General features: G+C 65.3%; 14 protein-coding genes. 9 read left to right on the top strand and 5 right to left on the bottom strand.

Annotated elements, in window-relative coordinates; translation table 11 throughout:
- Positions 1–5 precede the first annotated feature (5 nt).
- The 3 genes from hpf to secA all read left to right on the top strand — a co-directional run bounded on the left by hpf (position 6) and on the right by secA (position 5001).
- Positions 6–728, top strand: a complete 723-nt coding sequence (gene hpf, locus QMG52_RS10165) for a ribosome hibernation-promoting factor, HPF/YfiA family (protein WP_283560292.1) — start codon at positions 6–8, stop codon at positions 726–728.
- A 14-nt stretch (positions 729–742) separates the two neighbouring features.
- On the top strand, positions 743–1960 hold the full coding sequence (locus QMG52_RS10160) for a winged helix-turn-helix domain-containing protein (protein WP_283560291.1): 1218 nt from the start codon (positions 743–745) through the stop codon (positions 1958–1960).
- A 230-nt stretch (positions 1961–2190) separates the two neighbouring features.
- Positions 2191–5001 carry a preprotein translocase subunit SecA gene (gene secA / locus QMG52_RS10155; RefSeq protein ID WP_283560290.1) on the top strand — a complete coding sequence of 937 codons (2811 nt, stop codon included), beginning with the start codon at positions 2191–2193 and terminating at the stop codon, positions 4999–5001.
- A gap of 88 nt (positions 5002–5089) precedes the next feature.
- On the opposite strand, the gene QMG52_RS10150 is transcribed toward secA, so the two are convergent.
- The gene (locus QMG52_RS10150; RefSeq protein ID WP_283560289.1) at positions 5090–5761 is read right to left on the bottom strand and encodes an Rv3235 family protein; all 672 of its coding nucleotides are present in this window, start codon (positions 5759–5761) and stop codon (positions 5090–5092) included.
- Between the two features lie 77 nt (positions 5762–5838).
- On the bottom strand, positions 5839–6672 hold the full coding sequence (locus QMG52_RS10145) for a LysM peptidoglycan-binding domain-containing protein (protein WP_283560288.1): 834 nt from the start codon (positions 6670–6672) through the stop codon (positions 5839–5841).
- Positions 6673–6902: 230 nt separating this feature from the next.
- On the opposite strand from QMG52_RS10145, the gene QMG52_RS10140 reads away from it, so the two are divergent.
- On the top strand, positions 6903–7427 hold the full coding sequence (locus tag QMG52_RS10140) for a hypothetical protein (RefSeq protein WP_283560287.1): 525 nt from the start codon (positions 6903–6905) through the stop codon (positions 7425–7427).
- A 157-nt stretch (positions 7428–7584) separates the two neighbouring features.
- Here QMG52_RS10140 and QMG52_RS10135 read toward each other — a convergent pair whose 3' ends face one another.
- Complete coding sequence (locus tag QMG52_RS10135; protein WP_283560286.1) at positions 7585–7833, bottom strand: helix-turn-helix domain-containing protein; 249 nt, start codon at positions 7831–7833, stop codon at positions 7585–7587.
- A gap of 306 nt (positions 7834–8139) precedes the next feature.
- Between QMG52_RS10135 and QMG52_RS10130 the strand changes: the two genes are divergently transcribed.
- Genes QMG52_RS10130 through QMG52_RS10115 form a run of 4 tightly spaced genes read left to right on the top strand, consistent with a single transcriptional unit; the run spans position 8140 to position 16596 of the window.
- Positions 8140–8781: a CpaB family protein gene (locus tag QMG52_RS10130; protein WP_283560285.1), complete on the top strand. Its 642-nt coding sequence runs from the start codon at positions 8140–8142 to the stop codon at positions 8779–8781.
- A complete protein-coding gene (locus QMG52_RS10125; protein ID WP_283560284.1) occupies positions 8781–10148 on the top strand; it encodes a CpaE/TadZ family protein in 1368 nt (455 codons plus the stop codon). Before QMG52_RS10130 ends, QMG52_RS10125 begins: the two co-directional genes overlap by 1 nt.
- A 58-nt stretch (positions 10149–10206) precedes the next feature.
- Positions 10207–15072, top strand: a complete 4866-nt coding sequence (locus QMG52_RS10120; RefSeq protein ID WP_283560283.1) for an NAD-glutamate dehydrogenase — start codon at positions 10207–10209, stop codon at positions 15070–15072.
- Positions 15073–15117: 45 nt separating this feature from the next.
- Positions 15118–16596, top strand: a complete 1479-nt coding sequence (locus QMG52_RS10115; RefSeq protein WP_283560282.1) for a sensor histidine kinase — start codon at positions 15118–15120, stop codon at positions 16594–16596.
- 74 nt (positions 16597–16670) lie between these two features.
- On the opposite strand, the gene QMG52_RS10110 is transcribed toward QMG52_RS10115, so the two are convergent.
- On the bottom strand, positions 16671–16919 hold the full coding sequence (locus tag QMG52_RS10110; protein WP_214427045.1) for a WhiB family transcriptional regulator: 249 nt from the start codon (positions 16917–16919) through the stop codon (positions 16671–16673).
- 266 nt (positions 16920–17185) lie between these two features.
- On the opposite strand from QMG52_RS10110, the gene QMG52_RS10105 reads away from it, so the two are divergent.
- A complete protein-coding gene (locus QMG52_RS10105; protein ID WP_283560281.1) occupies positions 17186–17656 on the top strand; it encodes a hypothetical protein in 471 nt (156 codons plus the stop codon).
- 92 nt (positions 17657–17748) lie between these two features.
- On the opposite strand, the gene QMG52_RS10100 is transcribed toward QMG52_RS10105, so the two are convergent.
- On the bottom strand, positions 17749–22248 hold the full coding sequence (locus QMG52_RS10100) for an FtsK/SpoIIIE domain-containing protein (protein WP_283560280.1): 4500 nt from the start codon (positions 22246–22248) through the stop codon (positions 17749–17751).
- Positions 22249–22324 lie beyond the last annotated feature (76 nt).

Raw genomic sequence — 22324 nt, 5'->3', positions numbered from 1 at the left:
GCACCATGGAGTTCTTGATCAGCGGCCGTAACGTCACCGTTTCGGACCGCTTCCGCGAATACGCCGGCGAAAAAATGTCGAAGATTGAACAGCTCGGAGACAAGGTCCAGCGCATCGATGCAAAGGTTTCGAAGCAGACGAACGCACGTGCCGCGGATGCCCAGCTCACAGTCGAACTAACAGTTCAGGGCCGCGGCCCGGTGATCCGCGCCGAGGCATCCGCCGGGGATAAATTTGCGGCTTTTGACACGGCCTACAACAAGCTACTGGAAAGACTCCGCCGCGCAAGGGACCGCAAGAAGGTCCACCACGGCAGGCATGCTCCGATTGGAGTCAACACGGCTACGGCTGCGCTCCCCACCGTGAGCGCATCGGAACCCATCTACGCCCAGTCAGCCACTGCCACGACGGACGGTGCTGCGGAAGAACGTTCCCGCTTCGATATTGAAAATGACATTCCGGCCGGTGATTCTCCTGTGCTGATCCGGCGGAAGGTCTTCCCGACGGCGTCTGTTTCGCTCGATGACGCGGTGGACAATATGGAACTGGTGGGACACGACTTCTATCTCTTCATCGACTCGGCAACCGGGTCGCCGTCCGTGGTGTATCGCCGGGAGGGTTGGACGTATGGTGTGATTTCATTGGATTCGGACCGCGCCGGCATTGAGTCTGCTCCGGCCGACGAAATCATCGCCTACCGCTCGCCGGATAAGGCGGCTATCGCATAGACCAGGAGGGTTCCGTGGCGGCCGATCTGAGTCTTTCACAGGCCCGTCGGATCGCGTTGGGAGCCCAAGGACTGGCAAAGGAACGGCCCGCCGGCCCCGTCAACGCACGGGCGGTGGGCCGGACCTTTGGCCGGCTGCAGCTGGTTCAGATTGACTCGGTCAACGTGCTCGCCCGCAGCCATTACCTGCCATTCTTTTCCCGGCTGGGCAATTACGACCGGGACCTTCTGGACCGGATCTCCGGAGCCCGGCCGCGCACCATGATGGAGTACTGGGCGCATGAAGCCAGCTTCATCCGGCCGGAACATTTCCGGGACCTGCGGCTGTGGCAAAAGCGGCAATGGGTGGGCGCCCGGGCACTGGAGCCGGAACTTCGCAGTTCGCTGGAAGCCAGGATTCTTTCCGTGCTGGACGAAGGGATTCCAATGACGGCCCGGGAAATCACCGGGGCCATCGACCACCGGCAGGCAAAGGTCACTGATAACTGGGGTTGGAACTGGAACGCGGCCAAACGAGTGCTGGAGGATCTTTTCGAACAAGGAACGGTCGGCACCGCGGCGCGCACGGCCCAGTTTGAGCGGCGGTACACGCCGATCGGTTCCGTGCTGCCGCCGCCGCTCCTTGCCCAGACGTGCACACCCACCGATCCAGACGCGTCCCTGCGCCGTCTCGTCGAGGCTGCGGCGGCGGCGCACGGTATCGGCACCGTCAAATGTTTCGCTGACTATTTCCGGCTGCCGGCCAAACCGGCCGCTCAGGCAGTTGCGGAGCTGGCAGAGGAGGGCATCCTGCAGCCGGTCAGCGTGCGCGGCTGGGACGGACCGGTCTACCGGCATGTGCAGGCAACGCTGCCGCGGCGCGCTGCGGGCCGGGCCCTGTTGAGTCCGTTTGATTCGCTGGTTTTTGAACGTCGCCGGCTTCAGGAGCTCTTCGGGTTCCACTATCGGATCGAGATTTACACCCCGGCGGCGAAGCGGCGCTACGGCTACTACGTGCTTCCGTTTCTGCTCGGTGAGCGATTGGTGGCGCGGGTGGACCTCAAGGCCGACAGACTCCGCGCAGTGTTGCTGGTCCGCAGCGCCTTTGCCGAGCCCGGGAGTCCACCGGAAACCGCCTCCGAGCTCGCTGCGGAACTGCAGCTGATGGCCACTTGGCTCTCGCTGACTGACGTCGTCGTCGAACCCGTCGGCACGCTGGCCGCGGAACTGGCGGCCGCCGTCCGCGCCGGCTGACCGTCGCTCCAGCGCCCCCGCACGCCGTCGCACCCCCCACCCGCGCCCGCCCGTTCATCGATGTCGCATTTCACGCCCATGTCAGTCATCGGCATCGGCGCGAATTGCATCATCGATGTCAATTTATGCAGCCGGCAGCGGATCCGGGGAACCGGGGCCGCGCGCCGTTCGTCTGTTCACGTAGACTGAAAAGGCCAGTTTTAGGCAGCCATAGATTGGGAGCTACACCCGTGCCATCACTTCTCGAGCGAGTCCTCCGTACCGGTGACCGCAAGACATTGAAGCGCCTTCATGTCTACGCGGACGCCATCGAGAGGCTGGAGGAGCCGTTCCAAACCTTCACTGACGCCGAGCTCCGCGAGGAAACGGACAAGCTGAAGGCGCGCCATGCCGACGGCGAGCTGCTGGATGAGCTGCTGCCAGAGGCCTTCGCGGCGGTCCGCGAGGCGTCGTCGCGCACCCTTGGCCTGCGACACTTCCGCGTCCAGCTGATGGGTGGTGCGGCCCTGCATCTGGGCAACATTGCCGAGATGAAGACCGGTGAAGGTAAGACGCTGGTCGCCACGGCTCCGGCGTATCTCAATGCTCTGGGCGGCAACGGCGTCCATGTGGTCACGGTCAACGACTACCTCGCCGAGTACCAGTCCGATTTGATGGGCCGCGTGTACCGGTTCCTGGGGCTGACCAGCGGCTGCATTCTCTCCAATCAGGATCCAGCCGTGCGCCGCCAGCAGTATGAGGCGGACATCACCTACGGAACCAACAACGAGTTCGGCTTTGATTACCTTCGCGACAATATGGCCTGGGCCTCCGATGAACTGGTCCAGCGCGGCCATCACTACGCGATTGTTGACGAGGTGGACTCCATCCTGATCGATGAGGCCCGCACCCCGCTGATTATTTCCGGTCCCGCCTCGGGGGATGCGAACCGTTGGTACGGCGAATTCGCCAAGATGGTGCTGCGCCTGAACGTCGAGGACGACTACGAGGTGGACGAGAAGAAGCGCACAGTGGGTGTCTTGGAGCCCGGCATCGAGAAGGTCGAGGATTACCTCGGCGTCAGCAACCTGTACGAATCCGCTAATACGCCGCTGATCGGTTTCCTGAACAACGCCATCAAGGCCAAGGAACTGTTCAAGCGCGACAAGGACTACGTCATTTTGGACGGCGAGGTCCTGATCGTGGACGAACACACCGGCCGTATTCTGGCGGGTCGGCGCTATAACGAGGGCATGCACCAGGCCATCGAGGCCAAAGAAGGCGTGGAAATCAAGGCGGAGAACCAGACGCTTGCCACGGTGACGCTGCAGAATTATTTCCGGCTGTATGAAAAGCTTTCCGGTATGACCGGTACTGCCGAGACCGAGGCCGCCGAGTTCATGGGCACCTACAACCTCGGCGTCGTGCCCATCCCGACCAACATGCCGATGCGCCGCACCGATCAGCCGGACTTGGTGTACAAGAACGAAGTGGTGAAGTTCGAGGCAGTCGTCGAGGACATCGCCAAGCGCCACGCCAGCGGGCAGCCGGTTTTGGTTGGTACGACCAGCGTGGAGAAGAGTGAATATCTCTCCAAGCAGCTGGCCACGCGCGGCATCAAGCATGAGGTCCTGAACGCGAAGAACCATGCCCGCGAAGCCGCCATCGTGGCCCAGGCCGGGCGCAAGGGATCCGTCACCGTGGCCACCAACATGGCTGGCCGGGGTACCGACATCATGCTCGGCGGGAACGCGGAGTTCAATGCTGTGGCAGCCTTGGCGGCCCGCGGACTGGACCCGGAGGAGACGCCGGAGGACTACGAGGCGGCCTGGGCCGAGGCCTTCGAGGATGCCAAGAATGCCGTGTCGTCCGAGCATGACGACGTCGTGGAGGCCGGCGGTTTGTACGTGCTGGGTACGGAACGTCACGAGTCACGCCGCATCGATAACCAGCTGCGCGGCCGTTCCGGGCGCCAGGGCGATCCGGGCGAGTCCCGCTTTTACCTTTCGCTCACTGACGACCTGATGCGCCTGTTTAACTCGGGAGCAGCGGAACGTCTGATGTCCCGGTCTGTCATGCCCGACGACGTCGCACTGGAATCCAGGTTGGTGTCCAAGGCGATCGCCTCCGCCCAGGGCCAGGTGGAGGGCCGCAACGCCGAGCAGCGCAAGAACGTCTTGAAGTACGACGACGTCCTGAACCGACAGCGCGAGGCCATCTACGGGGACCGGCGTCGAATTCTGGAAGGCGATGATCTGCATGAAAAGGTGCAGTTCTTCCTGGAGGACACCGTCACCGAATCCATCGACGCTGCGACCGCGGAAGGCCACAGCGGCGACTGGGATTTCCCGGCGCTGCTGGGTGGCCTGAAAACCCTGTACCCCGTCTCCGTGACCGCGGACGAGCTGGAAGAAGAGGCCGGCGGTGAAGGCCGGATCACGCCCGAACTGCTCAAAACCGAGCTGCTATCGGACGCGAAGCTGGCGTACCAGGACCGCGAGGAAAAGCTTGGCTCCGAGACGATGCGTGAGTTGGAGCGCCGGGTGGTGCTTTCAGTGGTCGGACGCAAATGGCAGGAACACCTCTACGAGATGGACTATCTCAAGGAGGGCATCGGGCTGCGCGCCATGGCCCAGCGTGATCCGCTGGTGGAGTATCAGCGTGAGGGTTTCACCATGTTCCAGGCCATGATGGGTGCGATAAGGGAAGAAAGCGTCGGGCTGCTGTTCAATCTGGAGGTCCAGGTTGAAGAACCGGCAGCAGCCCAGGTAGGAGTGATGGCCGACCAGCCGGAGTCCCTGCTCAGGCGGGTGTCGGATGCCTCCTCCGACGGTGAGAAGGCGCAGCCGGCGGAGGAGCACGCCGCCGTGAAGTTCAAGGCTCCGGGCCTGCAGGCTCCGGAGCAGCCGGCCCAGCTGCAGTTCACGGCTCCGGATGTATCCGGTGAAGCAGAGACTCACACTGAACGCCGCTCCAGCAGTAGCGGGTTGCCGCCGTCGGCGAAGAAGGCTGCCGCGACGAAGACCAATACTGCGAAGACCAAGAAAAAGAAGCGGCGGTAGCGGACGAGACCGGCCCTTTCGTGTCGCTGGCGCGCCAAGTAGGGACCCTGGCGGTCCCGCCCTTAGTGGGACGGGGCCCGGACCTTGGTTAGCCGATTTCCAGTGCGGTCACTTTCCAGACGCCGTTCCGTTCCTCCATGCGCATGGCCAGGGCGCGGACGTGCTGCTGTTCAGCGATGACAAGCGAAGCCTCGTAGACCCCGGGTCTGACGGCACAGCAGTGCACCGACCTGACCGACGGGTTGCGGTGCAGTTGATGGACATTGCTGTGTCCGCCGCTGTGATCCAGATTCCGCTGTACCGACCGAGTCAGTTCTGCGCGGATTTGAAGGGCCTCGAAGCTGCGCGCGTCCAGCCAGCGCGCCAGCTGCTGGGGTGGCCTGCTGCCAGCCAGGACCTCGACGGCGGCCTGGCCGATCTTGGCCGTCATGGCCCGAACCAGGGCTGCTTCCGCCGCACGCGCCTGGGCAAGATCGTGTCGGAATTTGTCTGCTGGGGATTTCAGGGATGAGCCATCGCCGTCCGCAGAGCCTCCTGGCTCAACGGCCTCACGATCTGCCGATGTGAACACGCCCAAGGCCGGAACTGCCAGGACCTCTGCCGCGGTCGCCGCCTGTCCTGACGTTGTTCCCGCGCGGAGACCACGATGCCGCGGTGGCATCGGAATAACGGGAGCCAATTCCCCGGCCGGTTCCAGCACGGGCGCCGGACGGCTCCGGATCGGCGTGACAGCGCCATCAAGGGCTGCATGCGTGTTCATGGTTCTCTCCTTGCTTGGGTGCGCGTGGGTGAAAAGCGTCTCCGACCAGGTAATCCGGAAGCCTAAGGGACGACATGTCATGGCTCCTGCAGAATCTGCCCCGGCAGGATAAGCCCTGGGTCGCTGCCGATGGCGGCGCGGTTGATGCGGTACCAGAGCGGCCATTGACGGGCAATCTCCACGTCGGTGGCAAAAGGACCCAATTGCTTTGCGGCGAGAGTCCACAGGCTGTCGCCGGCCCTCACCACGACCATATTCGTGTCCTCGGAGCCTGCGTCATTGGCCGCTGGTGCGACCGGCTGCGCCGCGGCGTGACCGCCCGGTGATGCCGGGGTCTGTTCACCCCGTGATGACGGCATCTGGTCCGGCGGACGGCTGGGGACCGGCGCCAGCGGCCCGGGGAATACGACGGGTGCCTCCGGCCTCCAGAGCGGGCTCGGCGGTTCCGGAGCACCCGGTGTCACCGGGTCCACGGCCGTCCGCGCGGCGGGAAGGACCGGGGCGGCCGGGGCGGTGGTGGCCACGGCAGGATGCCACAGCGGATCAACGGGGGATTCAGCGCCGTGAGCCAAGGGCGCGCAGAGCAGATTGACCCCGAGGACGGCCAGAACCAGTCTGCGCATAAACGCCGGTGTCAGGCGCCCGGCAACGCCGGCCAGCCGCCGTCGCCCGGTGCGGTGCAGAATGCAGGAGACAAGGGCCAGCAGTAGGGCAAAGAGCCACCAGAGGACGACGGCGGATCCAATCGCCGCCGACACGGCTCCGAGCGCGTCCTCAAACCCGGGAGTCCGTCCAGGACGGCCCTGCACGAGCCAACGCTGGAGCAGCACGGTCCCGACATAGACCAGTGCGACTCCCAGCAGGAGTATGGTCCCGGCCATGGCCGCATCTTCCCGCAGTTGCTTTCGCATGATGCGCACTCCTTCCACCGTTAGCCCGCGCCGCCTCATTTTGAACCATTTTTGATGCTCTTTGATAGATTTTGACCTCTTCGGATAGCGGTGTCCAGAGGTGAGGGGTGGCTGTGGGTAACTCCATCCCTGTGTTGACTCCCTGTGGACCGACTGTTGACCCGTCCGGCCGGCTCTCGTACGCTGGCGGCATGCGCTGGGACTCGCTTTTTCGCGATATGGAGGACCAATTGGATGCTGCGCAGCAATTGGAACGTGATGCGGGTGTCACGGAAATGGCGCGGATCGAGGACTCCGCAATCGGGCTGGCGGACAGGCTCCGGGGCGGCGAAGATGCCCCTCTGACGCTGCTGCTGAAGGGTAATCTGCAGCTCAGCGGTACGCTGGCCTGCACGGGACACGGGTGGCTGCTGATGTCCGACGGGAACCGTTCAGTGCTGGTGCCCCTGCACGCCGTGATTCGGATTTCGGGCCTGCCCGGGACCGCAGTCAAGCCGGTCGGCACGGTCCGCCATTCGCTGGCATCGGTCCTGCGGACGCTCGCGCGCGACAGAGCGGCCGTTCATCTGTATCTGGAGGACTCGGAGCATGCCGGCCCGCTCGCCGGTGTCTTCGACCGGGTTGGTTTCGATTACGTGGAGCTTGCTGTGACCGCCGACGGCGAACCGCGGCGCCAGCGCAACGTGCTCACCAGCTATGCAATTCCTTTTGCCGCTCTGGTGGCCGTCAGTTCGCGGAACAACGGCCGCCCCTAGGCTGCGTTTGGCAGACGCTGTCTTAGCCGACCGCGCCTTAGCCGACCGCGCCTTAGCCGACCGCGCCTTAGCCGACCGCGCCTTTACCGGCGGCGTCTTGGCAGGCCGATTCTTAGCCGCCGGCGCCTTGGCAGGCGGAGCCGTTGGAGGCGGTCCCTCAGCTTCGGGGACGGCTGGATGACCCCACGTCAGGTGCTGGTGCAGGTTTCGATGCGGCCAACAGCTGCTCTGTCGCCGCATAGCGCGCCTGGATGAATTCCTCAAACTTGGATTCCTCTACCCGCCACTGCCCCCGGCCGCCGATCTGGATGGCGGCGAGTTCGCCGCTGCGCACCAGGGCGTACGTGGCGGCCGCGGACAGCTGCAGTTGCTCCGCAACGTCCGAAAGGGTCAAAAAGCGTGGCATGCTTTCATCCTGCCACGTTTGCGCCCCTTTGATGCTGATGTCCACAACCCTCTCGGGCGCCCCGGATACCTTGGACGGTTTACCTCGGCCGGAAGTTTCGCTCAATGGTCCTGCATGACCGTTTTTGCCGACGGTTTCCGACGGTGACCAAAGCTGCGGTTTTGCACATTTTCCGCCCCAAGGCTTTCCTTCCGGGCCGCGAACCATTAGAACTAGGAACACAAGCAGGAAAATCATTCGGGTCGAACCAGGACCGCAAAGGCGCGGACCCGGGGAAGCGCCACGGGAACCTTCGGGGGAGTGCAGATGAGCCTTGGCGTTTCCACCCCGGCGGCCCGCCTCAAAAAGCCTTCCTGGAAAGACCCACGGCTGCTGGTCGGCATTCTGCTTGTCCTGGCCTCGATAGCCTCGGTGGTGGCGCTCGTGGGCGGGGCCGACCAAACAACTGAGGTGTACGCGGCCAGGAACAACATTGGGCTGGGACAAAAAATCACTCCGGACGAATTGACCACCGTGCGGGTCCGGCTCGGGGACGCGGAGGGCATGTATGCAGTGGCCGCGGATCCCCTTCCGGCCGGACAAATGGCCGTCCGTCTGGTGCCCAGAGGTGAGCTGTTGGCCAAATCCAGCATGGGCACGGCCGACGCGCTGGGACGAAAACCGGCGGCCATCAGCGTCGAAGAGGCGCTCCCGAAGGAAGTGGCGGTCGGTTCACGGGTGGATGTGTGGATTTCTGTTCCGGACGGCAAAAACGGATACGGTGAGCCGGCACTGCTGCTGCCCGGGGCGGAAATCTCCGAACTCACTCCGGGTTCATCGGCGCTGGGCGGGAACAAAACCACCCAACTGCATGTGCTGGTGACAACGGCCCAGATGCCCAAACTTCTCGGCGCCCAGGCGAACAAGGCGAAGATCGCCGTGGTCTGGAACCCCGCAGGCGGACAATAATGCAGATTCCTGTCGTGACGGTGGGTCAGACGACACAAGATCTGATCGGCGGCCTCGAGAAACTGCACGGCCAGGTCACGGTGGTGCGGCGTTGCGGTGAACTGACCGAACTGCTGGCTGCCTGTCAGAGCGGGCTGGCCCGGGCCGCCGTCGTCCTTGCCGGTTCGGAGGAACTGACGGCGACCCTCGTGGACCGGCTGGCGGCCGTCGGCGTCGCCGTCGTCGTACTGGCCGACGACGGCGGTGAAGTCAGCCGGCTGCGCGGCATCGGTGCTCTGGTCGCGGCGAGCACGACGGATCCCGCAACGCTGGCCGGGCAGATCCGTGAGGCGGTCGCCACGTCTGCGGGAACGCCCGGGCGGGGAACCAGCGGTGCCCAAGCGCACCCGGCGACGGCCACATCGCGGCTGGATCCTGCGGCCGGACGCGGAGAACCGCCGCCGGGGCATGACACCGGGGAAGCCGCGCCGCCTGACCCCACCGGGAACGGCGGCACGGAAGCGATTTCCGCAGCGCGGATCCTGGCCGTCTGGGGCCCGACCGGGGCACCCGGCCGGACCATGGTTGCCGTCAATATTGCCGCCGAGCTAGCGGCCTCGGGGCTGTCCGTCCTGCTGGTGGATGCGGACAGCTATGGACCGACCGTCAGTGCCAGTCTGGGGCTGCTGGACGAATCGGCGGGACTGGCGCAGGCCTGTCGGCTGGCCGATCAGGGGCTGCTGACCGCCGATGGGCTGCGCACCGTGGCGACCCCGGTCGTCTTCAGGGGCGGACATATCCGTGTGCTGACCGGGCTGACCCGGGCGGACAGATGGCCGGAACTGCGGGCCGCGGCGCTGGAGGGGGTGCTGGCGGTCTGCCGGGAACTTGCAGAGGTGACGGTGATCGACTGCGGGTTCTGTCTGGAGTCGGACGAGGAGCTCAGCTACGACACTCTGGCCCCGCGCCGCAATGCTGCCACGCTCGCGTCCCTGGCCGCGGCGGACAGCATTTACGCGGTCGGCGCCGCGGACGCCGTCGGGCTGCCGCGGTTGGTGCGCGGATTAGCCGAGCTCGCCGGGCTGACCTTCGCCGCGGACATTTCGGTGGTGCTCAACAAGGTCCGCAGGTCGGCCGCGGGCAGGGGGCCCGAGCGTGCGCTGCAACTGGCCTGGGACCGGTTTGGGCCGCCACTGGGGATCGGCCACTTCCTGCCCTGGGATCCGGCCGCAACGGACAAAACCCTTAGTGCCGGGCAGCTGCTGCTGGAGGCGGCGCCGGATTCGGCCCTCCGGACGGCAGTGTCCCGGATAGTTTGTGCACCCGTCCAGCGCAGGCGAAGATCCGCTGTCGGAAGGGCCACAGCACGGTTGGGGATTTCGCGCTAGGCTCGGAATCGGGCCGCAATGAGGCGGCCTTCAACAACTGTCACGGAGGCGTTTATTCATGTCGTCTGGAATCAACTCGGCCGATACCACGCTGGATAATTCGGCCATGGAGACATTCATCGCTGACTACTACGAGCAGCTGGCCGCTGAAGATTCGCGGGCCTATGATCCGCAGACACTTAAGGACCGGGTGCAGGAGCACCGCAGGTTGGCCCGGGACCGTGCACCCGGCGAGACCAAGGTGCACATTTCCTCCGAGGTTGACCGCAGCGTTGTCTACATCGTCACCGATGACATGCCCTTTCTGGTGGACTCGGTCAACGCCGAGCTGGTCCGCCAAAACGCCGCCATCCGCCTGGTGATGCACCCGATGTTCGTGGTGACTCGCAACCGGGACACCAACGAGCTGGTCCACGTGGCGCGGGTGCCCTCCCACGTCGGCATTGCCAGCGGCGACACGGCGGCGATGCCCAGTCTTTCCGCTCTCATTTCCCAGGGCGACAACGCCTCCTTCATGGAGTCCTGGATCGCCGTCGAAATTGACCGCGTGGGCGACGACGTCAACGCGGAACTGTGTTCTGGCCTCACGAAAATCCTCGGCGATGTCCGGGCGGCGGTGGAGGATTGGCAGCAGATGCGGGAGCGCGCCCTGAGCCGCGCCGGTCTGCTGGCCGAGGTCTCCGCTGCCGAGTCCATCGTCGACCTTCGCGAAGCGGAAGACCTGCTGCACTGGATGGATGCGGGCAATTTCACCTTCCTCGGTTACCGGGAATATGACCTCGTGCAGGAAAACGGCGAGGACGTTCTGGTCAACAGGGAAGGCAGCGGACTGGGCCTGCTCCGCGACGACCGCGGCAACCGGCACGTCCAACATTTGACCGATACGGGCAGGCGCAAGGCGCGGGAAAAACGGGCACTCGTCATCACCAAAGCCAATTCCCGCTCCACGGTCCACCGCGCCGCGTATCTGGACTACATCGGCGTCAAGTCCTTTGACGCGGCCGGAAACGTCAACGGAGAGCAGCGTTTCATCGGACTGTTCGCCTCGACGGTCTACACCGGAAGCGTCCGGAACATTCCCGTGGTGCGGGAGAAGGTCGACGCCGTGCTGCGGCACTTCGGGTTTCCGCCGGATTCCCACTCCGGCAAGGATCTCTTCGCTGTGTTGGAGACCTACCCGCGGGATGAGCTCTTCCAGATCGAGGTCGATGACCTGATCGCCACGGCCCAGGGAATTCTGCGTCTGCAGGAGCGTCGGCGGACCCGGCTCTTCCTGCGCCCGGACATCTACGGCCGGTTCATGTCCGCTCTGATCTACATCCCCAGAGACCGTTACACCACGGCCGTCCGGCACCGGATCGAAGCGGAGCTGACCAGCACGTTCGCCGCGGTGTCCATTGATTTTGAGGCGCGGATGAGCGAATCCGCGTTGGCCCGGCTCTTCTTCCGGATCCGGCTGCCGAAGGGAGAAGAGCTGGTCACGGTGGATTCCGCCGCGCTGGAGCAGCGGTTGGTCATGGCCGCCCGTTCCTGGCCCGAAGGCATCAGCGAAGTGCTCCGCGGTGCGCACCGGCTCGAAAGCGCCAAGCACCTGGCCGCGAAATGGTCCGACGCATTCCCGGCCGGCTATCGGGTGATTTTTGAGGTCGAAGAGGCGCTGGAGGATATCCGCCGGTTCGAGGAATTCGACACCGCCTACAATGCGCTCCAGACCGCCGGCGGAGACGTCGCGCATTGTCTGCCCGGCACCCACATCTACATTCCGCAAGGAGCGGAAGCCGAGCCGGAGGAGGACGCCCGGATCAAGCTCTACATGGCGGATCCGAAGAGCCTGAGTCAGATCCTGCCGTATTTCCACAACCTGGGCCTCGAGGTCCTTGACGAGCGTCCCTTCGAAATCAGGACGGCGGACCGGCGGGATTTCTTCCTGTACGATCTGGGGCTGCGGTATCCCAAGGGAATCGATCCGCTGGCCACCGCCGGCCTGCTCACGGAGGCGTTCGGGGCCGCGATCACCGGGGCCAGCGAATCGGACGCCTTCGACAGGCTCGTCCTGCGCGAGGGCATGGGCTGGCGGCAGATTGTGATTCTGCGCAGCTATGCCAAATATCTGCGGCAGATGGGCAACACCAATTCCTACGGTTTCGTCTCGGACACGCTGCTGGCCAACGCCGCCGTGACCCGCTCCCTAGTGGAGCTCTTCGACGCAAGTTTTGACCCGGATCTCAGCGACGACACCCGGGCCACGCGGCTTGAAGAGGTGCGCGCGGCACTGGCTGCGGGGCTGGAACAGGTCCCCACCCTGGATGCGGACCGGGTGCTGCGGACACTCGCCAATCTGATCGAGGCGTCGCTGCGGACCAACTACTTCCAGGACAAGCCGTACCTGAGCATCAAGCTCAGCCCCACCATGATCGAGGGACTGCCCTTCCCTCGTCCGAAGTTCGAAATCTGGGTCTACTCGCCCCGGGTGGAGGGCGTGCACCTGCGCTTCGGCAAGGTGGCCCGCGGCGGGTTGCGTTGGTCCGACCGGCGCGAGGACTTCCGGACCGAGGTGCTGGGGCTGGTGAAAGCCCAGACGGTCAAGAACGCCGTCATCGTCCCTACCGGCGCCAAGGGCGGATTCTTTGCCAAGGCGCTGCCCGACCCGGCCGTCGACCGCGCCGCCTGGCTCGCCGAGGGCGTTGAGAGCTACAAGACATTCATCCGCGGCCTGCTGGATATTACTGACAATCTGGTCACCAGTGCCGATGGCGAGCGGCTGGTGCCGCCGGACCGGGTGGTCAGGCACGACGACGACGATTCTTACCTTGTCGTCGCGGCCGACAAGGGCACCGCGTCCTTCTCCGACATCGCCAACTCGTTGTCCGCCGAATACGGATTCTGGCTCGGGGACGCCTTCGCGTCCGGCGGATCGGTCGGCTACGACCACAAGGCCATGGGCATCACCGCCCGCGGAGCATGGGAATCAGTCAAGCGGCACTTCAGCGAGCTGGACGTGGACACGCAGACCGAGGACTTCACCGTCGTCGGGGTTGGGGACATGTCCGGGGACGTCTTTGGTAACGGCATGCTGCTCTCTGAACATGTACAGCTGCTGGCGGCCTTTGACCACCGGCACATTTTCCTGGATCCGAATCCCGACGCGGCGAGCTCCTTCGCCGAGCGCCGCAGACTCTTCGAACTGCCCCGTTCGTCCTGGGCGGACTACGATTCCGCGCTGATCAGTGCAGGCGGCGGAATCTACCCACGTCAGCTCAAGGCCATCCCGATTTCCGATCAGGTGCGCACCGCGCTTGGCCTGCCTGACGACGCGAAGCACCTCAGCGCGCCCGAACTGCTGCGGGCCATCCTGCTGGCGCCCGCGGACTTGCTCTATAACGGCGGCATCGGCACCTACATTAAGGCCAGCACCGAGACCAATGCCATGGTCGGCGACAAGGCCAACGACGGCATCCGCGTGGACGGGCGGGACCTTCGCGTCAAGGTGGTCGGGGAGGGCGGAAACCTCGGGATGACCCAGCGCGGACGCATCGAGGCCGCGCTGGCCGGGGTAATCCTTAATACCGATGCCATCGACAACTCCGCGGGGGTGGATTGCTCCGACCATGAGGTAAACATCAAGATTTTTGTGGATCGGATGGTTGCGGCCGGAAAGCTGGATCCGGCCGAGCGCGCGGACTTCCTCGCCGCCATGACGGACGAGGTCAGCCGGCTGGTGCTCGCCGACAACGTGGAGCAGAACATTCTGCTGCTCGCCGACAGGGCCCGGGTGGTCGAAGCGACCCCGAGCTACGAACGGCTGATGGACTGGCTGGAATCCTCGGCGGACCTCAAGCGCGACATCGAAGCGCTGCCGACCACGGGAACCCTGCAGACCAGGCTGGAGAGCGGACAGGGTCTGACCTCGCCCGAACTTGCGGTGCTGGTCGCCTACGCGAAAATCGAGCTGGCGGGGGCCCTCGGGGCCAGCGACCTGGCCGACGATCCATGGTTCCGGACAACCCTGCGCAACTACTTCCCCAAGCAGTTGGCGGAACGCTTCGATGCCGAGCTGGACACTCACCCGCTGCGTCGGGAAATCATAGCCACGGTCGTGGCCAACGACATGATCAACATCGGCGGCATTACCTTTGCCTTCCGCGCCATGGAGGAGACCTCGGTCGGCGAGGCGGTCATCGCCCGCGCCTTTGTGGCCATGCGTGAGATCTACCAGCTGGACGGCATGCTCGAGGCACTGAACGCGCTGCCGCCGTCGTTCCCCACCGCGCACTGGTGCACCATCCAACTTGACATTCGTCGACTGCTGGACCGTGGGGTCCGCTGGCTGGCGAATCAGGGTACCGACGGACGCCGGATCGAGGAGGTCGTCGGGCAGTTCGCCCCCGTGGTCACCGGCCTGCGTGCCGAGCTTCCCGGCTTCCTGAAGGGTGCCGACAAGTCAAGAGTCGAGGCCTGGCAGCAGCGGTCCGACGAGTGGGACGTGCCGGGGGAGCTGGGCCAGCGCTGGGCGCAGCTGTTCGAGAGCTATGCGCTTCTCGACGTAGCCAAAGTATCAGGCCGCATCGAAGAGCCCGTCGGAGACGTGGCCCGCGTCTACTTTGCGCTGTATAACCACTTCGGCGTGGACGGCATGCTGGAGCGGATCACGGCACTGCCGCGTGAGGACCGGTGGCAGTCCCTGGCCCGGGCCGCACTGCGCGACGACTTGTATGCAACGACGGCCGACATGACCGTCGCCGTGATGCACGGGACCGAGCGGGGTCTGCCTGCCGCGGAACGGATAGCGGCCTGGGAGGCCCAAAACGCAGAGCAGCTGGGACGGGCCAGGAAGATGTTCGACGAAGTCAATCAGCTTGAACAAGATGATATGGCGTCCCTGTCGGTAGCATTGAGGCTCCTGCGGTCGATCGTGCGGCACTGACGTCCGGCATGCTCTTCCCTGATCAGCGCTCCTAGGAGTCACTTAATGGCAATTTTCACCGACCCGATCAGGGAGCATGCCAACCTCGGCCCGGGGGATGCGGAATGGCTGCATCTGCTGGTCGGGGACTGGCAACTGGTGGCGGACCTGGCCTTTGCGGACCTGGCGCTGTGGTTCCCGCAGCCGGACATCGGCTATGTTTCGTTGGCCCATGTCCGGCCCTCCACCACGCACACGGTGTTCCACTCGGACTTCGTAGGGGATCCGATCCGCAGTGACCTGTTGCCCCTGGTGGGCAAGGCCTGGGACAGCCAGGTTATTGAGCGGTCCGGCGATACGAGTGGTTGGAACACGGATATGGCCATGCGGGTGGAGGCCGTTCCAATGGTCCGCAACGGGCGGACGCTTGCGGTAGTGACGACGCATATGGACCTGTCAAGTTCGCGGATGCCGTCCAGACTGGAGCTGACCTACCGGCAGTGCGCCTACGATCTGCTCCGAATGGGCACGCTGGGACTGTGGCCTGACTTTGCCTCTCCGACTGGTTCGCGCCGAGGGGCCCCGCGGGTGGGTGACGGGCTGATCCGGCTCGATGCCGAAGGGATCGTGCAGTACGCCAGCCCCAACGGCGTCTCCGCGTACCGCCGGCTGGGCGACGCGGAATCCTTAGAGGGCAGGTCGCTGGCGGAGGTGACGACGGGGCTGCTCAAGGACCGCCGAATGGTGGACGAAACGCTGCCGCTGGTGGTGACCGGGCGGATGCCTTGGCGGACGGAAATCGAGTCCCGCGGCGTCAGCCTGTCGCTGCGGGCGATACCGCTTCGCGACAGCCACGAACGATTCGGAGCGGTGGTGCTCTGCCGCGACGTCTCGGAACTGCGCCGCCGCGAACAGGAGCTGGTGACGAAGGATGCGACGATCCGGGAGATCCACCACCGGGTGAAAAACAATCTGCAGACCGTGGCGGCGCTGCTGCGCATGCAGTCGCGCCGGATGCAAAGCGAAGAGGGAAAACAGGGTCTGGAGCAGGCTATGCGGCGGGTGGGGACGATAGCCCTGGTGCACGAAACGCTGTCCCAGGGGCTGGCGCAAAGTGTCGATTTTGACGAGTTGATCGGCCGGCAGTTCCGGCTTTCCGCCGAGGTGGCCTCGCCTGCACAGCGGGTCCGCACCGAGCGCGAGGGCGTTTTCGGTGAACTGCCGAGTGATTTTGCGACGCCCTTGGCGTTGGTGATCAACGAACTGGTCACCAACGCGGTGGATCACGGCCTGCAGGGGAGGGAAGGCACGGTATGGCTCAAGGCCAACAGGAGTGTGAACGACGCAGGAGAGGAAATTCTCAACATCTGGGTGTCCGACGATGGTGTGGGGCTCCCCGAGGGACCGTACAGCGAGGGCCTGGGCCTGCAGATAGTCCGCACTCTGGTCACCAGCGAGCTCGGAGGATCCATCCGTTGGTCACCGCGGGACGGCGGGGGGACGACGGTCGAACTGGAGATGGCCCTGATCAGCCGCGGCGGCTGACCCTCTCTGCTCCGACACTACGTGCAAAAAAACCGCGGATCCGGGTATCCGGTCCCGCGGTTGTTTGCCCGTCGTCAGCTGGCGCGGCGGGCGCGCGCGGCGCGGCGCTTGAGGGCGCGGCGTTCGTCTTCGCTCATGCCGCCCCAGACTCCGGCATCCTGGCCGGACTCGAGAGCCCACTGGAGACAGGTGTCAACAACCTGGCAGCGCCTGCACACGCTTTTGGCTTCCTCGATTTGAAGCAGGGCGGGGCCGGTATTCCCGACAGGGAAAAACAGCTCCGGGTCCTTGTCGAGGCAGGCCGCGCGGTTACGCCAGTCCATGCTGATCACATTTCTCCTTCTGGAACGGGGCGGCAGGCCTTGTGAAAACATTCACGTGCGGCCGCATAAGAAAAGGGCCTCTGGGGCCCCCTTGGTCACTTAAACAAGCGTGTCATGTTAACGAGACGTAAACAAGGGGTTGGTACCGGGAAAGTCGCGTTCGCAGGTGTACGATCCATCACACCGCGCACCGGAGCAAGCCCCGCAGGCCGGGTCCAGCAGTTGCGTCGAAGCTATCACAAGGCAATCTCAGGTAGTGTGCCCTTGTGCCAACACCTCCAGTAAATGATCCTCAGCTGCCCGGCGACGTCCCGGCGAAAACGCCGCCGGCCGGCCACCGGCCGGTGCGCCCGGGGGGCGTGGTGCTCGCCGCCGGGGTGGTGGGTTTGGAGGGTCTTGCCCTGCTGGGCGTCGGCATCTGGTACATCGTTGGCCTGCTCACGTCCGTACCCCAGTCCCTAGGCGGCTCGATCTTCATGGTGGTTCTTTTGCTGGGTCTCGGGGTCGGTCTCGGCGCCGTGGCGGTCAATCTCTACCGCGGCTTCCGGTGGACCCGTGCCGCGGCTTTTGTCTGGCAGCTGCTGATGCTGACAATCGCCGGCCCCACACTCGTCGGTGGGCTCCTTTTGCCCGGCCTGCTTCTGCTGGTCCCGCCGCTGATGGTCCTGGTGCTGCTTTTCACGCCCAAGGTTGTCGCGTTCACGCTGCGTTCCGGCGGCGCCCCACCGGTACTGTAAACGCCCGGTACTGTATATGCACAGCCCTGTATACACAGCCCTGTAAATGCCCGGGCCTGGTATTGCCTGTCCGGTAAACCTAACCTGGCTCCTCAAGTCCTGTCACCGCTGTTCTTGAAGCGGGGATCGTGTAACCCGGGGAGTTGCAGCCAATTCATGCTGCCGCGGTCCAGCAGCACCGCGCGGCCCGGGGGTGTCTGACCGTGGGCATCTATCCGGCAGTTGAAGAAGTCTCCGTCCGACGGCCGGCGCGGGGACAACACCAGCCCCTGCCCATGGCAGCGTGCTTGTACGGCCAGCGGAAACCGGCCCTGCGCGGACTGACCAGAGTCTGTCGTGGCGATGACTACGGCTCCGACCCCCAGCAGCTGGTAAATAGCCGCCTGACTGGCCTCCGACAGGGTCTCCACGTCATCGAGCAGCAGCGCCAGGACCCGCCCGTTTCGCCTGCTCTCCGCTGCAGCGGGGAGGTAGTCCCTTTCCGACACCCCTGCGGTGCGGAATTCACGCGGCGGGCAGACCCAGTCGAAGCCGCCCGGATTCAGCGCGGGGAGCGCATCCAGCAGCGTGGTCTTGCCGCTGCGTGGTGGTCCGATGGCCAACAGCACGGATCCCGGTTCCAGCCGGACGAAAACAGGGTCGAGGTTATCTCCACCCAATCCCAGAAGCAGGCTTCCCGAATCCGGTTCTCCGGCTTTAGCCAGGTGCACCGCGGCACGGACATCGTCGACGCGGACCTCCTTCGGCAGCGCTTGGACACGGAACGGGGCGTTGCCCCGCGGGGGACTGGCCAGTTTTGAACCGGCCCCTATTGAATCGTCCCGCAGTGAATCGACCCGCAGTGAATCGACCCGTAGTGAATCGTCCCGCACGGGGTTGTCGTGCGGCTGGGGAACCTTGGGAAGCTCCGGCCGAACACCGAACGGGGCGTCGCCGTCGGCTGTCACCCCGGGAAGAGCGAGTTGGGCCGCATGGCTGCCGGTAGCGGACCCAGGTCCGGCTACATCGTCGGCGATTTTCCCCATCACCAGTGCCCGTCCCGGGCAGGCAGGCACCGCGGGCAGTCTGGGCCACGCCAGCATCGACTCCGCGCTGGCGCCCATGGGTAAGAAGACCCGGTTTGGGATGCCTGCCATGAACCGGGCGGTAACAAGCTCACGCTCTCCGCTGATGATGACGGTAACGCCGGAACCCGGTCCATCACGGACGATATCCGCCAGCAGGTCTTCGCACCAGGGCCAGGGCCCGGACCGGATGGCGGACAGCCAGCGTCCCCACCCGGTGACCGCCAGAATGAGCGGCGCCGGAACGTTTTCCGCCGCCGTCGTGGCCGAACGGGGTGCATCAGCTGCGCCGGCCAACAACTGCAGCAGCCGGGCCGCGGAGCGTAGGTCCACGGGTTCCAGATAGGAGCCCACGGCGGTATTGCCAACCAGGGCGGTCGGGGATCCGACGGCAGCGCAGGGGGCCAGCGCGGCCAAGGATCCGTCTCCGTCGAGACAATACAGCCATGGATCCAGATGCCGGCATCGCACCAGTTGTCCTATAGCCAGACTGCAGATGGCGGTCCGCGCACCGGCCGCGGGACCGATCAGCGCCAGATGGGACTGCTGCACCGGATCCCATGTCAGCGGGGCGACGTACTGCTGTTCGGGCAGGTCTAATAGGCCCAGCGGAATCTGGCCCGGCGCGGATCTGGGGAGCTGTTCCAGCGAAAGCAGCGCCGGCAGTTCCGGTGCCAGCGGGGCGGCCGGCAGCGTCTGTCCCGTCAGTGCCTGGGCCGCCGCGAGCAGCCTGGTCAATTCCAGTGCCGCTGCCATAGCGGCTGGCCCGGCCGAACCCCGGACGGCAGGAGGCTCCTGCGCCGCAAGCCGCGCAGGCCGGATCCGCGGACCCACGGTCGGCGGCTGCCGAGTTCCCAGCGCAGCAGTCTGAAATTCAATGGGCGGAGATCCGCCACGGCTGATATAAGCCCTGCCGGGCAGCGTGAGGGGGATGGCCCCGGCGAGCGGGGAATTGATGACATCCAGTGATTCGTAGCCCGACTGCACTCGCAGACAAACGCTTGTGGTGACGTTGGCGCGGATATCGGCCGAGATGGCGCCCTGCGGCCGCTGGGTTGCCATCACCAGATGGATCCCCAGCGAACGGCCGGTGACGGCAATACGCATCAGTTCCGACATGGCATCCGGCGCCTGTTCCACCAGCATTCTGAATTCGTCGATCACAATCACAAGATGGGGAACGGGCGGGAGCCCCTCGGCTGTGCTGGACGCGTAGCTGCGGATGTCGTCGGCTGCCGCCCGGCCAAAGAGGCCCTCCCGCCGACGGGTTTCCGCGCGCAGTGAGGTCAACACCCGGTTCAGCCCGTGCCCAGAGATATCCGTCACCAGGCCGGTGCAATGCGGAAGGTCTGCAAGCGGGCCCAGCCCCGATCCGCCCTTGAAATCGAGAAACAGCAGCGACAACGCCGTCGGCGGGTGCGAAAGCGCCAGGCTGGCCACCAAAGTACGCAGCAGCTCCGACTTTCCGGAGCCGGTGGTACCTGCCACCAGCAGATGCGGCCCGTCCCGCTCCAGGTCCAGCAGCAGCGGACCGTCGGCAGCCACCCCAATCGCAACTTCCGCTAGCGCCGCGGGACCGTGCCGCGACCAGTTATGTAGTACCGATTCGGCGCTCATTCCGACCAGCCCGATCAACGGGCACTCCGTGGGCACTTCGTTGTCGGTTGTCTCCGGGAGCAGGTCAGCTGCGCATGCCCCGGTCACCGCGGCGCGCCGTCGCGCGTAGCGGTCGAAAGTCCCGGCGCTGACCAGATCAGGCTCGAATGCTGTCGAGCCCAGGAGCCCGTGCGGACCGTCACCCGCTGTGCCGAGCCGGATCCAGCCGACACCGGCCGTTCCTGTCGCACCTGTCTCCTCCCCATGTCCTGTTGCCGGTTCCGCTCCATCCGTCTCTTCTGCTCCTGATGCTGCCTGGGTTACCGTTGCCGCAGGGTGGCAGCGGATGACGTAGACCCCGCGCGGCGAATTGTATTTCCGGGCCGGGAGGATACGGCTGCCAGCCAAGCCGGGCAGAGCATCGGTTTGAATCACGACGACCGGGTCGGGCCGGTCGAGCTGTGCACCGAGAGTGCCGGCGTCGGCCGTGATTGAAACATGCGGCAGAAACCGTGCGGCCAGCGGCAGGGTATCGACCGGACCCGCGACTACGGTGCGGATTCCGGCGGAATCGAGCTGCATCAGCAGAAATCTGACCAGCCCGGCAATAGCCTCCCGTGGGCCGGAAATGTTCAGTTCCCTGAGCACGCTCGCGCCTGAGCCGCTGGGGATCCTGCAGGAAAGGCCGCCGGACTGGCCGCCGGGGGCCACCCCAAGTGCCACGACCACAGGCATGGCCGGCAAGAGGGGCGGGGTGAAGTGTGCATCCGGAGGGTCAGCGACGATGTTAGCCGGCTGGTCCGCCGTCCCCACCCGCAGGTGCACTGCCAGCGCTGCGAAGGTTTCGACGTCGCCCTCTATTCGGGAGTCGCCAATTCGGGAGCCGCCCCCACCGGTGCCGCTTCTGATTTCAGGGACCGGGCCAGCCCCCGCGGCAGCGCCCATCTGACTCCCGTCGCTGCCGCAGGAGCTGGGGGAGCCGTTACCGCGGCCGTTGGCCGGAAAGCCGCGGGACCGGGGGAGCGAAGCATCATCCGGGAAGAGAGGACCGGGCGGGGTGAGCCCGCGCAGCACGAGGCTCGCGGCCGACGGCGCCCCTGCCTTCCTGCGCCGGCTGTCCAGCCGAAGGGCGGACGCCAGCTCCTGACGTAACCTCCGGCGGCTCCGGACGCCGAACAGCGGCACAAGGGCGGTGACAGCCGACATCGCTGCAAAGGCCATAAACATCCACTGCCCGGTCAGCAACGCCAGCCCTGTGCCCAACATGAGCGGAAGGGCAGACGTGGCCAAAAGCGTCCCCTTACCGCGCAGCCCACCGTGCGGGTGGCAAATCACCAGCGGGCCGCACTCGGTGCCCGTTGCCGGGACGTTCGGAATCGGAAGGAAGGTCAACATCAGACTGGTCGACCCAAAACTGATGACCCGGCCCACCGTGATTGCCGGCCCCCGGGGCGCAGCACCGTCCACCAGATAGTGGCCGGTCTGGACCGCCGGCCGCAAAGTAATGACGCGTTCGCCCACCTCGAGTTCGGCATGTACGCGGGAAAGTCCCGGATCCTGAACGCTTATTTCCACCCGCCCCCGTCCAATCCGGTACCTGCCGCGTCGCAGGGCAAAGACAGCTCCGGCGTCGGGACCTGTCAGTACGGCCAGCACCAGCGCCGGGCCCTTCCGCCGGATGGACTCTTTTGGCGAACCGGGCGCTCCGGCGGGTCGGGCCACCAGGACGGCACCATTGACCAGTGGGGGAGTCCCCGCCACTAGGGCCGACAACGGCTGACCGGATAGGCTGAAGACAATGTTCGGCCACCGTCCGGCGAAATCCAGCGCAAGGACGGAGCCGCCTGCACCAAAGGGGACATCGGCGCTGAGCTCCACCGGGTCGCCCGGCGCGGCGCCCGGTGCCGAGACGACGGTCAGTTCAAGTCTCATGGCTCCGTTTGCGCCTCCAGCCCATGCGTCCCGTTTTCATCCACGCTAGAAGAACCCCATTGCCAGGGATGTCCTG

It is taken from the genome of Paenarthrobacter sp. PH39-S1, from assembly GCF_030063245.1.
Lineage (GTDB): Bacteria > Actinomycetota > Actinomycetes > Actinomycetales > Micrococcaceae > Arthrobacter_M.
Note: the sequence above shows the minus strand (reverse complement) of the source record. Positions and strands in the feature narration are given on the sequence as shown.